This is a genomic window from Flavobacterium sp. HSC-32F16, assembly GCF_024171645.1.
Lineage (GTDB): Bacteria > Bacteroidota > Bacteroidia > Flavobacteriales > Flavobacteriaceae > Flavobacterium.
In genome coordinates, this window is the sequence record NZ_JALKAC010000001.1 from 157,041 (window position 1) to 170,734 (window position 13,694).

General features: G+C 31.2%; 11 protein-coding genes. 2 read left to right on the forward strand and 9 right to left on the reverse strand.

All coding sequences use genetic code 11. The annotated features are described in order from the left end of the window. Nucleotides 1-78: 78 nt before the first annotated feature. The 3 genes from hisG to L1276_RS00790 form a co-directional block, all read right to left on the reverse strand. The gene (gene hisG / locus L1276_RS00780; RefSeq protein WP_253784471.1) at nt 79-936 is read right to left on the reverse strand and encodes an ATP phosphoribosyltransferase; all 858 of its coding nucleotides are present in this window, start codon (nt 934-936) and stop codon (nt 79-81) included. A 302-nt stretch (nt 937-1,238) separates the two neighbouring features. After that, the gene (locus tag L1276_RS00785; protein ID WP_253784473.1) at nt 1,239-2,645 is read right to left on the reverse strand and encodes a cell wall metabolism sensor histidine kinase WalK; all 1,407 of its coding nucleotides are present in this window, start codon (nt 2,643-2,645) and stop codon (nt 1,239-1,241) included. Continuing rightward, nucleotides 2,646-3,311 carry a response regulator transcription factor gene (locus L1276_RS00790; protein ID WP_253784476.1) on the reverse strand — a complete coding sequence of 222 codons (666 nt, stop codon included), beginning with the start codon at nt 3,309-3,311 and terminating at the stop codon, nt 2,646-2,648. 205 nt (nt 3,312-3,516) lie between these two features. Here L1276_RS00790 and L1276_RS00795 point away from each other — a divergent pair, with 205 nt between their 5' ends. Further along, entirely contained in the window at nt 3,517-5,607 is a 2,091-nt protein-coding gene (locus L1276_RS00795; protein ID WP_253784479.1) for an alkaline phosphatase family protein, read from the forward strand. Between the two features lie 231 nt (nt 5,608-5,838). On the opposite strand, the gene L1276_RS00800 is transcribed toward L1276_RS00795, so the two are convergent. Beyond that, nucleotides 5,839-6,837, reverse strand: coding sequence for a zinc dependent phospholipase C family protein (locus L1276_RS00800; protein ID WP_253784482.1), 999 nt, complete (start codon nt 6,835-6,837; stop codon nt 5,839-5,841). Nucleotides 6,838-7,012: 175 nt separating this feature from the next. Between L1276_RS00800 and L1276_RS00805 the strand changes: the two genes are divergently transcribed. Next, nucleotides 7,013-7,963 (forward strand): hypothetical protein, encoded by a 951-nt coding sequence (locus L1276_RS00805; RefSeq protein WP_253784484.1) that lies wholly within the window; start codon nt 7,013-7,015, stop codon nt 7,961-7,963. Nucleotide 7,964: 1 nt separating this feature from the next. Here L1276_RS00805 and L1276_RS00810 read toward each other — a convergent pair whose 3' ends face one another. The 5 genes from L1276_RS00810 to L1276_RS00830 all read right to left on the reverse strand — a co-directional run bounded on the left by L1276_RS00810 (nt 7,965) and on the right by L1276_RS00830 (nt 13,644). Beyond that, nucleotides 7,965-8,930: a YeiH family protein gene (locus tag L1276_RS00810; RefSeq protein WP_253784487.1), complete on the reverse strand. Its 966-nt coding sequence runs from the start codon at nt 8,928-8,930 to the stop codon at nt 7,965-7,967. Nucleotides 8,931-9,004: 74 nt separating this feature from the next. Next, the gene (locus L1276_RS00815; RefSeq protein WP_253784491.1) at nt 9,005-9,901 is read right to left on the reverse strand and encodes a LysR family transcriptional regulator; all 897 of its coding nucleotides are present in this window, start codon (nt 9,899-9,901) and stop codon (nt 9,005-9,007) included. 69 nt (nt 9,902-9,970) lie between these two features. Beyond that, on the reverse strand, nt 9,971-10,717 hold the full coding sequence (locus L1276_RS00820) for a M15 family metallopeptidase (protein ID WP_253784493.1): 747 nt from the start codon (nt 10,715-10,717) through the stop codon (nt 9,971-9,973). Next, nucleotides 10,714-11,550, reverse strand: coding sequence for a DUF4846 domain-containing protein (locus L1276_RS00825; RefSeq protein WP_253784495.1), 837 nt, complete (start codon nt 11,548-11,550; stop codon nt 10,714-10,716). Before L1276_RS00825 ends, L1276_RS00820 begins: the two co-directional genes overlap by 4 nt. A 66-nt stretch (nt 11,551-11,616) precedes the next feature. Further along, the gene (locus L1276_RS00830) at nt 11,617-13,644 is read right to left on the reverse strand and encodes a hypothetical protein (RefSeq protein WP_253784498.1); all 2,028 of its coding nucleotides are present in this window, start codon (nt 13,642-13,644) and stop codon (nt 11,617-11,619) included. Nucleotides 13,645-13,694: the final 50 nt, after the last annotated feature.

A 13,694-nucleotide genomic window follows, 5' to 3' on the forward strand; every position in this document is an offset into this window, starting at 1 on the left:
CTGTTGCCTGCAATTGAAATTTAATATTTTTTTTTACAGCTTAAAGCCTATTGCTTACAACTTAAAGCGGGTAAAACCCTATAGGACCATTTTCTCAATTGGACAAACTAAAATTCCTTCTGCTCCGGCTTCTTTAAGTTTATCGATTACGTCCCAAAAAGTGTCTTTATCAATTACAGAGTGAACACTGCTCCAGCCTTCCTGAGCCAATGGCAAAACGGTTAAACTTCTTAAAACCGGAAGAATTTTTCCAATTTCGTCAATTTTTTCGTTTGGAACGTTCATTAAGATGTATTTTGAATTTCTTGCTCTTAAAACCGATTGTATTCTAAATTTTAAGGTATCTATGTGTTTTTGGATTTCTGGAGAAACTTTTGGTGAAACAGCAAGAACAGCTTCACTTTTTAAGATAACTTCTACTTCTTTTAAGTTATTTTTGAATAGAGTACTGCCGCTTGAAACAATATCAACAATAGCATCGGCAAGGCCAATATTGGGTGCTATTTCTACAGAACCTGAAATTTGGTGAATATCAACGCTTAATCCAAAAGAATTGAAATATTCGTTAACGGTATTTGGGTAAGAAGTCGCTATCCTTAAACCTGCCAAATCTTGTATAGAATTGTATTCTAAAGTTTTAGGAACTGCTACAGAAACTTTGCATTTAGAAAATCCCAATCGCTGCACTACTTCAATTTCTTTTCCTTTTTCTACTAAAAGGTTGTCGCCAACGATGGCTAAATCTACTACTCCGTCAATTAAATACTGTGGAATATCTGAATTTCTTAAATACAAAACTTCAAGAGGAAAGTTAGAAGCTTCGGCTTTTAACTGATCGATTCCGTTGTTGATTGAAATACCGCAGTCTTTAAGGATTTGAATGCTGTCTTCGTTTAGACGTCCAGATTTTTGAATTGCAATTTTTAAAGTACTCATTTTTTAGTTTTTTGGTGATTAATAGTTTGAGTACAAAGAATTGGTATAAAAAAACCCGTTTGATGTACTCAAACGGGTTTTAAAATATGATGATTTACATGCATACCATTAACACATCGCTTGAGAGCAATAATGAAAATGATGATGATGTAATTGATTTGAAATCATTGTTTGGTTTGTTTTATAATTCTTTGATTCGGTTGCAAATATACTAGTTAATTTCATAAAAAAGCAATTTTTAATATAACTTAACGATAGTTTATTGTTAAAAAAATATCAAGCTCTGTTTTTATTGAAGATTTTTAATTTACGATAACGTTTTCCATATCTTCATTAAAACCTAAAATTACAGTGGTTCCTATTCCTATTTCACTTTCAATTTTACATTTAATATGAAGCAGTTCCGTATTTCTTTTTACAATAGACAATCCTAAGCCAACACCTTTAATTTCAGGATGACTGGTGTAATCTGACCTGAAGAATGGATTATAAATCATCTCTAAATCCTCTTTTGCAATTCCGATTCCATTATCTGAAATTTTACAGGTTATTCTGCTGTTTTCTTTAAAAAGTAAAATCGAAACTTCTCCTTCAGTATTGGTGTATTTCAAAGCATTTGAAATAACGTTTCTTAGAATTGTTATGATTAAAAAATTATCCGACTGAATATAAAAATCGGTTCCCGCATCAAATTTAACATTGAGATTTTTATCTTTTATTTTTTCTGAATTCAATGTAAGAACATCTAAAATTACAGCATTTAAATAAACGTTTTCTGTATTTATATGCTGCTTTTGATTATCAAATCGAGCCATTGTTAATAGCTGATCAACGAGAAGATTTAAATGATCAACTTCTTTTATACAATAGTTTATTTTATCTTCGTATTCTTTATTTTCTCTAGGTTTACGTATCAGCACTTCAAGTGTTCCTTTAATTACAGTTAACGGTGTTCTTAACTCATGAGAAGCATCAGATGTAAATTGTTTTTCGCGTTCAATGGCATCTTCAATTCGGTTTAATAAATTATTTATAGTTTTTGAAAGTGTGTATAATTCATCTCTTGTTTTCGGCAGGGCAATACGTGCTTTTAAATTGTCTTTTGTTATAATTTTAGACGTATTAATAATAGCATTTATAGGTTTTATGCTTCTTCCTGCAAAGAATCGGGCAATAAAAAACAGCAAGATTAGAATTGCTAAAAAAGACAAAGACATGGTATCAAACAAATTATTTAAAACCATTTTAGAATCTGCCAGCGACATGGCAACAATAAGGTACCCTATTTTTTTATTTTGAACATTTAGTTCTACCTGAATTTGTCTAATCGCATGATCTCTTATTTTGGTATCAAACAGTTCATAGTCCTCTACAGAATCATGAAATTCAAGTGTTTGTGTTTTTAAATTGGGCGCTTTTTCAATAATTTTTTTATTCAAATCCAGAAATTCAACAAAAACCGGATTTACATCTACGGTATTGTGTTCACGTTCATCCCATTCTTCTTCATCAATTAAAATTACTTTTCCATTTTCAACTTTTATCTCTTCTAAATGATTCTGGATTTCAACTTTAATATTTTCATCAATACGACTGTAAACGGTATGTTTTACAATAGAATAAATAACCGAAAAAACGACTAAAATCAGCAAACCTGTAGTTACGATATAGTTTAAGGCAATTCTATTTTTAAAGGAAAGCTGGCTCATTTATAGTTCGTTAGCGATATACCCTACACTTCGGATGGTTTTTATGTAGTCTTCTTCTATTTTCAAATTGAGTTTTTTGCGTATAGCATTCATAAAAACATCAATTACTCCTGTATCATATTCAAAATTAATTTCCCACACGTCTTTTAAAATCTGATTTCTGGTGCAGACTTTTCCTTTATTTCTAATTAGATAAGTCAGCAGTTCAAATTCTCTCTGCGTTAAAGCAACTTCTTCTTCATTTTTTAAAACGATATGTTTAGAAAGATCAATTTTTATAGTTCCCAGCGTAAGTGTTTCATTTCCTACTCGGTTTCTAAAATGAATCTTTATTCTTTCTACTAATTCTTCAAAACTAAAAGGCTTTTTTATATAATCATTTGCCCCTGCTTTTAAACCTTCAATCGTTTCCTGAACTGTATCTTTTGCTGTTAAAAAAATAATAGGCGTCTTTTGATCTTTGATCCTGATTGCTTTACACAAATCCAAACCACTGATTTTGGGGATCATCCAATCTAGTAAAATCAAATCAAATTTATGGTTTTGGGTTAATTCAAAACCTTTGGAACCATCGCTTGCAGTGGTAATTTCATAGCCTTCTTCACGCAGTCCTTGTTCTAAAAACTGAACAATTCCTAACTCATCTTCTATAATTAAAATATGCATATTGCCTTATTATGATCCGGGATTAATCTGTTATTTTGATTTTTCAAAGATATATATTTTAAGAATCAGAAATCACTTAAAATCATAACAATAGCTCAAAACGAACCATCTTAAGCAAAGATTAAGTTTAAGCTAAGCAAGGTAAAAGCCAAACTTCATCTACCGTTAATCAATCAAATCTAATTTTGCAGAAAAACAAAGCACCATGACTTTTTGCAAAAAACTTTCTCCATTTTATAATCTGGCGATTTTCTATTTTTCTATAAGTTTTATATTGAGAATTGTCCTGATTTTCCATCCTATCACGCAAAGTTCTTTTAGTATTGTTGAAAGCATTAAAATCTTTAGTTTAGGGCTGTTTTCAGATTTCTTTGTTTTTATAATTGCCAGCTTTTTTCTCTGGCTGTATCTCATTTTTCTTTCAGAATCTAAATATACGGCTCCTTACGGATACGTTATTTTAGGATTTTTTGTTTTGTTATTGCTTTACGCAGCTTCAGGAAAAAGTGTTTTTGACGAATACGGCGGTGCTTTACCCAAAATTGTTTTAATTTTTATAGGATTAAAAACAATTCTGTTTGCGGTATTTCTTTTTTTTCCAAAGTGGAGAATACAACTAAGGTTCTGGCTTTTTTCTTTTGTGATCTTTCTTTACGTTTTATTAATTCTTCAAAACGGATTAAGTGAATATTTCTTTTGGAATGAATTTGGTGTAAAATATAACTTCATAGCCGTTAATTATTTGATTTATACCAATGAAGTAATCGGAAACATTCTGCAGTCTTATCCTGTAATTCCTATATTTTCAGCTTTATTTTTGATCAGCGGTATTGCGTCGTATTTTATTATAAAAAATTCCAAAGTTTATATTAATGAAATTCCGTCATTCGTCGAAAAAATAAAAATTTCTGCTGTTTATATCTGTTTATTTATCGTTTCTTTTTTGGCGATTCCAACTTTGGCGAAGACCGAAAACTCTAAAAATGTATTTGTAAACGAATTGCAGTCAAATGGATTATATAAGTTTTATTTGGCTTTTCAGAATAACAAATTAGATTATTTCAAATTTTATAAAACACTGTCAGCTCAGGAAGCTTTTACAATTTTACAAAAACAGTTCCCGAATATTTCAGGAGAAAATACCATTCAGAAAATATCCAGCGATTCCTTGGAAAGCCGTAAAAATGTGGTTTTAATTACCATTGAAAGCTTAAGTGCTGATTTTATGAAAACGTATGGAAATCAGGAGAACATAACACCTTTCCTGGACAGTTTATCTCAAAAAAGCCTATTATTCACTAATCTATATGCGGCTGGAAATCGAACTGTGCGCGGACTTGAAGCGGTTACTTTGTGTCTCCCGCCAACTGCAGGAGAAAGTGTTGTGAAACGCGAAGACAACAAAAACAAATTTTGTACCGGTGCTATATTTAAGCAAAAAGGCTATAATGTAAAATTTATGTACGGAGGAGATGCTTTTTTTGATAATATGCAGGATTTCTATTCCGGAAACGGCTATGAAATTATTGACAAATCTAGTTTTTCTCCAGAAGAAATCACATTTTCAAATGTTTGGGGAGTTTGTGATGAAGATATGTATAATAAAGCTATTAAAGTTATGAATGGTGAAGCAAAGCAAAAAAAGCCTTTCTTTAATCATATTATGACGGTGAGTAATCACAGACCTTTTACATATCCTAATAATAAAATTGATATTCCAGGAGATATTAAATCCCGGGACGGCGGCGTAAAATACACTGATTATGCTTTGAAAAAATTCTTTAATATGGCGCAAAAACAACCTTGGTTCAATACTACCATTTTTGTAATTGTGGCCGATCATTGTGCTTCGAGCGCCGGAAAAACAGAATTACCACTTGATAAATACAGAATTCCGGCTTTTATTTATATCCCGAATGAAAAACCTGAAAAATGCAATAAATTAATGTCACAGATTGATCTTATGCCTACTCTTTTTGGTTTATTGCATTTTGATTATCGCAGTAAATTTTTCGGACAGGATGTTTTAAAACCCTCTTACAAACCACGAGCTTTTATCGCTACTTATCAGGATTTAGGTTTGATAAAAGATAATGTTTTAACTGTTTTATCACCAAAAAAAGAAGTAAAACAGTTTCAATTAAAATTGGATTCAAAGGAAAGTGTTGCATCTGATTTTCAAATTGATTATGATCAAACGCTTTTAAAGAAACAAAAAATGAATTTGGTAAATGAAACTATTTCTTATTATCAATCTGCTTCGTTTTTATTAAAAGAAAAAAAATATCAGAAATAAGGATTTACATTCAAATTGTGATTGATGAAGCACGGAGTAAACGGTTTAAACAGATATTTTGAAATACAGAACGTAGACGCACTGCAGTACGTCTCTACAAATATGATCTAGAAAATATATCGATATGCGATTCTGCGCATCCTAAATAATGTAAAAATAAAAGCCTCAAATTCATTTGAATTTGAGGCTTTTGTGACTATAATTTTCAAACTTGAAAACTGAAAACTCTTCTTAGTCGTTTTGATTTTTCATTCCGAATAAATCTCCCTTTTTATACAATATTAAATCATCTTGTAAAGATTGATAATTTCTTTGTGTAACGGCTGGAGCGTCTAAATCGCTTAGATCTGGTTTTCCTGCATTTACCCACGCAGTATACCAAAAACTTGCAGTTGCAGTAATAGCTTTTCTCATTTGGCTCTCTACCATTCCGTTTAATTGTTCGTGCAATTTTTTAGCATATTCATCAGAGAAAACTGCTGTATTGTATTTGGTTTTCAACACGTTTCCTTGTGCATCCATTTTAAAAACTTTGTCTTGCGGCGTTGCAGTTCTCAGCTTTTTGTCGATATCCAATAAAGGCTGCGCTAAACTATGCGTATCATTAATCAAGTCCCAAATTGCTTTATGAACATCTCCATAATACTGTGCCTCAGGAACATTTAATTTGTAATTTTTAACGAATAATTCCGGCAGTCTGCTTTCCCAAAGAGAGTGAATTCCTTTTTGATCACTCAATTGTCCATCATGATTAGCAGAAGTATGCAATGGCATGTGTGCATCTCCAATATAATGACCTAAATCTGCAGAAAGGAATAAAATTTCTGCTCTGTTTTTTTCCTTAAAAGCTTTGGTCAATTTTGCCATCATATCTTCGATATACCAAGGCAAGATCCCATTATCACTTAAGAATTTAGCGTCGTATTTTTGTTTTGCTTCTTCTAATGTCTGTGGATAAGTGTCAGCTGGACCAAAGCTTTCCATATCAAAATAATGTCTTGGACCTTCTTCTTTATAATTTAAAGCATACTTACGAATATCTGGAACCGAAGCTTCTTGCGTAATAAAATCAATGTGATTATAGAAAAATATTTGCAATTGTTTTGGCAAAGCCATTACAGCTGCCTTGTTAATACGTTCATGGCCTACATTTCCCCACGATAACATAAAAAAGCCAATAATTAAAGCACCGAAAGCGATTAATCTTGGTTTCATTTGGAAGTTTTTCATTTGTAAATTTTATTTGAGGGAGCAAATTTAGCTTTAATTAAAGAAAACGCAAAGAATACTATTAATAAGATTCTAGTAATTTGACTTTTTTAATTTTTCAACTATCAAAGTAACATAATCCTATATTAACAATCATTTTCTCCTTATATTTGTTTCACAATATAAATACAATTTTATGCGCCTTTTTATTATAAATTTATTTTTGTTTTTATCTGCTTTCAGCTTTGCACAAGAAACTGATATACAACTAAAAAATGTTAGTGATACAATTTTAAACCCTAAAAGAACATTAAAAATATCCGGTTCGCTTGATCCTGTTAAAACAATGCAGAAATTGTTTCCCGGAAAATTATACAACCTTTCAGATCGTAATACTTTTATAAGCTGGAATTGTAAAAATTGTAAACCTGCCCCTTTTCTTGATGTTAATGGTGTTGAAGGAGATCAGATGTTTCCTTACAACGAAGGAGTGGCGACAAGGCTTATAACTACTATTGATTTTTCGGATTCTAAAGGAAGCGAATATAAAATTATAGCTTTTAATCATTCTAATTATGATACTGATGGAGCACAAACAGGTCGTTTTTCTGGAGGATTATTAGGTTTAGCCAAATTTGCTAAAAATGGAAATATCTGGGAAATGAGGTCTTTTCAACCAGCCGTAGCCGCTTTTGGTGCTTTTGCCCAATGCCCTACTCCTAAATTGGTTGAAATTGGAGAAGATCAATTTGCTTTTACATTAGTACATTCTAATGGCGGTGCCGGCGGTGCGTATGAAGGTTACCTTTATCTTGTTGCCGGTTTTGACGGCAAATACCAGCCGATTTTAGAAACTGATAAATACCAGTTAACTAACTCTTCATTTATTTCATGGTCAGGATCTTATACGGTTGTAAATGATAACACCAAAAAACATTTTAGAGATATTATCATTAAAACAAAAGGATCTTACAACAAAGCCGCAAAAGCTGAAGATGAATTTGATGTTGAATTTCCTCAAGAAATAGCAGTTATGGCAAAAACTAAAAAATCATTTAATTTCGAAATTGAAAGACGTTTTTCTTTTAAAGGAAAATTCTACAAACTAATTGACAAACCAATTGTAAAATTCTCAAACGTAAAATAGTTTAACCGAGATATAGTATTGAAAACAAACTTAAAACTGCAATAAATATCCACAAAAATATTCCTTGTAACAAAGGCTTCACTCCTACTGAGTTTAATGTATTTACATTTAAAGCGGCACCAATTAAGAACAAAGTTATTGTAAGTCCTATTTTAGCCAGATTTACAATACAAGGCGTAAACATCGATATTTGAGGTAGATACGAATTCAGAAGCATTGCTAAAATAAACAATGCTATAAAATAAGGAATTTTTATTTTACTGTTTTTATTTTTGAAAATCACAGCCGTTAAAAGAGAAATTGGAATAATCCACAATGCTCTAGCCAGCTTTACAGTTGTTGCAATTTGTAAAGCTTCGGCTCCGTATTTATTTGCTGCTCCAACCACAGAGCTCGTGTCATGAATGGCGATTGCGCACCATAGCCCAAAATCTTTTTGTGATAAATCAAGCTGATGCCCAATAAACGGAAAAACAAACAATGCAATCGAATTTAGTATAAAAATAACTCCCAAAGCAATTGAAGTCTGGTTTTCATTTGCTTTTACTACCGGAGAAATCGCAGCAATGGCGCTTCCGCCGCAAATTGCAGTTCCGCAAGAGATCAAATGTGACGTTTTTTTCTCTGTTTTTAACCATTTTCCTAAAAGGAGCCCGAAAATCAAAGTGCTGAAAATCGAGAATATCGTTAAAACAAAACCTTCTTTTCCTGCTGAAAATGCGCTTGATGCGTTCATTCCAAAACCTAAACCTACTACAGAAAACTGCAGCAAAAAAGTTATCGCTTTGCTATTAAATTCTACAAAAGGATTTCCAAAAACATTTACCATTATAACGCCAAGTAATAAGGCAATTGGAGGCGAAATAATCGAAAAAAGGCATAAAAGAATTATAGCCGCAAAAATTACCTGCTGCAAAAAATGATTAATTTCAAAAAGATGTGATGCAGAATGTTGTTTCGTTTTCAAAATAAGGGTATTGATATTTACCCTGCAAAGTTCCGTTGATTAAATGGATATTGCCAATCGTAAAATACAATTGACTATAACTTCAAGTTATAATGATTAGCTATATTTTGAATAAATAATTCTGATAACGGATCTGATTTCCCTAATAAAGTAATAATATAAAAATGTCTTTCGATTACTAATTTTTCGACATCTAAAACTATTAATTCTTTATTTTTCAATTCTTTGCTTACTGCATGAATGGACATAAAGGCAAAACAGTCTGAATTTAATAAATATGATTTTATACTTTCTGTACTTCCTAACTGCATTTCGATTTGCAGGTCTGAGAATTTTAAACCAACTTTTTTAAGTGCAAATTCTATAACTTCAAGTGTTCCTGATCCACGTTCTCGGGTTATGAACTTCATTGATTTTAAATCGTTTACTGAAATTTCATTTTGCTGCACAAATGGATTATTGCTATTGCAGACTAAAACCAGTTCGTCTTTTAAAAACGGAATATATTTTATTGATTGATTTTTTGACTGCCCTTCTACAATTCCAATTTCAATTTCCTTATTAATTAAAGCATTTTCAATTTGTTCTGTATTACCATTTAACAAATTGACTTTTATGTCTTTTTGTTTTTGATGGAAACGTGCCAAAACGGGAGAAATTATATATTGAGAAATGGTGGTACTTGCGCCTAATCGCAGTAATCCTTGACGTTCGCTGATAAAGGAACTCATTTCAAAATCGATTTCTCGGTAAATTTCGAAGATTTCTTTGGTATGTTTTAACAGAATTTGTCCGGCAGGAGTTAAAGCGATTTTAGAACCGTTTCGTTCGAATAATTTGGTTTTGTAGGTTTCTTCGAGTTCCTGAATATGCTTGGAAACCGCTGGCTGCGTTATATACAATTCGGTTGCCGCTTTAGTAAAATTAAGACGGAGTGCAACGGTGTAGAAAACTTTTAGCCTGAAATCCATAATCATAAATTTTTAATTCGTAACCACTTTCCTCTGTAATATTTTTTTTGCAATAAAATAATTTAAAATTTATAACAAAAGTTCTGGTCGATACTCAAAATGCATTGTATCATAATGTTTCCAATTTCCTCCCCAAATAAAGCCGTATTTTTCAAAAATTGAAACTAGCTTGAGGGGAATTTGATTTCTATACGAAAGAGCAGCTTCTTCATTCTTACATTTACAATCCCATTGCCAATAATTAGAGTTTTTGACATTAATATCTATTGTCATTCCATAACTATGCATACTGAATCGGTTTGTTCCTGAGATTTTTCTCCAACTAAATGTACCTCCAATTGCATTAATGTATTTTTTAAATTCTGGATTATTATCTAATTCTGCTGAGAGTTTTTTTACTATCTTATCAATCCCATTTACGGTTGTTACTTTTATTTTCTGATTGACTAATTTCGGGCACCAAATAATTTCAGTCATTTTTGATTCAACTTCTGATTTTGTATTTCCGTAAATTTTCTTAAAAAAAGCTTCATTTCGAATTCTTCCTGCATCTTCTTTTGGAATTGAATTCTTATGTGCTTGTTTATAAACAAACTTAAATTGATCCTCAATATCAGGATTATCTAATAATTCTTGATTCGTTTTATTTTTAAAATCATCATAAATTAAATTTGATTTATCACTAAAAATAATTTTATTGTCTTTATAACCAACAATTTGATCTGGATATGCTTTAATTAATTTTTGAACATTCAATGGAATTTCTTGAGAAAAAGCATTTTGAAATATAAGGACTAAAAAAAAGAATCGTTTCATTTAAAACGTTTTAATTGTGAGGAACTAAAAGTCCATTCGGGGGTTTTCAGAGTGGTTCCAAAATCGACAGCGTACCAAGGACTCAACGAACTATTATTTGGGTTTTTCAATATTTGAATTTCCTGTGCCGGCATATAACTTTGTGCTAAAAGCATAATTTTTTGATTGTTTTTTGGATTCACAGCCATATCAACTACAATAACAGCGTGACCTGGAAAACCTCCTTTTATAAAAACATCCCCTATTTTTATATCTAAAACATTTATTGGTTTCAGCTCTTTTTCTAACGAAGCCGTTCCTGCATACATAAAAACCGTCTCTAAGTATTTCCAATACGTTTCATAACTGTCAGATGGTTTTGCAGTTTTAACCCAACTAGTTTTGTTGCCTTTAACTGAAATTCTATAACCTGCGGCCCATTTACTAAAATCAACGCGAAAACCATTTGTAAAATTAAAATGTATTTTATCGTACTGTTTTTGGCTATAAAAATAATCCGCTCGTAAACGCATCACGGCATCAGCACATTGATGCAAATCCTGTTTTCCAATGGGTAAATCCACAACCGCTTCATAAACGTTTCGATTTGGTTTTATAGTTCCATCAAAATACAAAACATTTGAACCCAATGGTTTTAATGGAAGATTTCTTAAAAAAAAATCAAACGAAGTTTTAGATTCCTCTTCTCTCACAAATCCTTGAGGCAGTTGGAAACGTTGCTGAATAGTGTTTCCCAAAAGATTGCTTTTGTTGGGATTATTTGTCTCTGAAAATGAAAAAAAACAAAAAATTACCATCAAAATTGTTACAATAAAAAAGAATTTAACTTTCATAATTTTAGACTTTTAATTTTAACCATAAGATTATAAAATGCTAGAAGGAATTCGATTATTATTTCATCACAACAATCCGTTATATTTTCTAACAAACCATTCCGTAGTTAATAAAGCAGTAATTAAAATCAACAACCAAACCCAGTCAATTATTGGCGTTTTAGTTGAAACGTTTTTTTCGATTGATTTGTATTCTTTGTTTTCTAAAAGTGTATTAATCAAATCTTCTTCTTGATTTTCGAAGAAAGCTTTTCCGTTGGTTTGTAAAGCTAATTGTTTCATTTTTAAAACGTCAGGATTTACAAATTGCTTTTCGATATCAAAATCTAAAATTTCAAAATGACTTGAATAGGATGTGTTAGTATTTAATTCTTTTACGGTAAAATTATATTTTCCGGCTGTTAAACCTTCTAAATTTACTGAGAACGAATTATTTCCTTTTAACAAATCGTAGTTTTTAGCTTGTTTGGTTTCGGCATTTGTAACCGTGATTGTGAGTCTGGCTTTTTCGTCAAATTCATAGTTTTTATTGAAGTATTGCGCATTGATTACAATTTCTTCTCCTGAATTATAAAAACTTTCGTGTGTTACAACCAACGATTTTTTTGAAGCAGAGGTTGCCAAGAACTGAATTATCTTATCTATAAAAACATCGTATTTTTCAAATGACTGATTGTCGATATGGCTTTGTAAACGCCATTTCCAGCTGTTTTCCCCTAAAAGAAAAGCGGTTCTTTTTCCTTGATTTTCGGCGAAAGCCAATAAAGGTGCATTTGTAGAAACGTTTCTAATTTTTGAAGATAGTAAAACGGATACATTTCCGTTTGTTAAAATGGTTCCGAATGCATTTTGTAATGGCGGGAAATTTTCGAAACCTATATTATCTATAGCGAATAAATTAAACTGAGATTGAAATTCAGATAAATAATCTTCCGACTGCCCGCTCATTTTAAACATTAAATTATGCTGCTGCTGATTTAGAAAATTAAAATCGGTGCTGTTTCCAGTTATAATAAATGTATTTCTTCCGGCTGCTTTATTGTTTTCAAAAATTGATTTGAAAGAGGAATTTGGCTGATACAAAACCAAAACAGAAGCTTCTTGTAACTGAGTAATATCATTTGGTTTAACTAATATTACTTTACGCTGCGCATTAACTTCTATTGCACGTTTTAGAGCGGCAATATCTGGATGATTTATAGAAGAAACTATCGCGATTGTAGATTTTTGATCGATTATTTCGACTGCAAAATTCTTGATATTATTATAACTGTTTTTTTCTTTTGCACCTGAAGAAATATTGGCTCTAAAAATCTGTAACCCAACTTTATCAGCAGGTAAAAGTAAATTTAAAGCAGCTGTTTTTTTGGATGGAGAAAATGTAACTTTTTCTTTTGCTACAACCGAATTTCCCTGTGAAATTGTAAAATCGGCAGTTGTGGTTTTGTCTCCGGCATATTGCAGAAAAACTTCAACGGGAAATTTATTTTTATGGAATGCATATTTGTTTACGTTTAACTGATTTATTTTTAAATCAAAAAACGTGGTTGTATCTCCTACAACCAAAGGATAAACTTTATTTGCAGGATCGAATCTATAAACGTAGTCGTTTCCTGTAGTTTGATTTCCGTCAGTAATAATAACGGTAGGGAAAGTCAGGTTTTTGTTGATGCTTTTTAGATTTTTTGCAACTTCGTCCAGATTGGTTTGTTTTCCTTTGAAATCAAATTTATCTGAAGTTTTAAATTCATCATCAAATTGATAGGACTGAATTTCGAATTTTTCTTTTAAAGCGGGATTAGAAACTAGCTTTTGATATAATTCGATTGCTTTTTTATCTGATTTTAAAGCTGTAATTGAACTCGAATTATCAACTGCAATTGCTAATGGTGTTTTTGTTATTTCGAGAGAACTTTTAGAAATTATCGGGTTTATTAATAAAACCAACAATCCGAAGATGGCCAAAAAACGTAAAAAAGCCAAAAACCAAATCAGATTTGATTTGTTTTTGGCTTTATAAAAGTATTGAAAGTACGACAAACCACCCGCTATTACTAAAGAAAGTAATAATAATAAAATCGTGTTTGTAGTCATAATTTATTTAATAATTGGAAGATTTAACAATTCAAAGATTTCAAAATAAA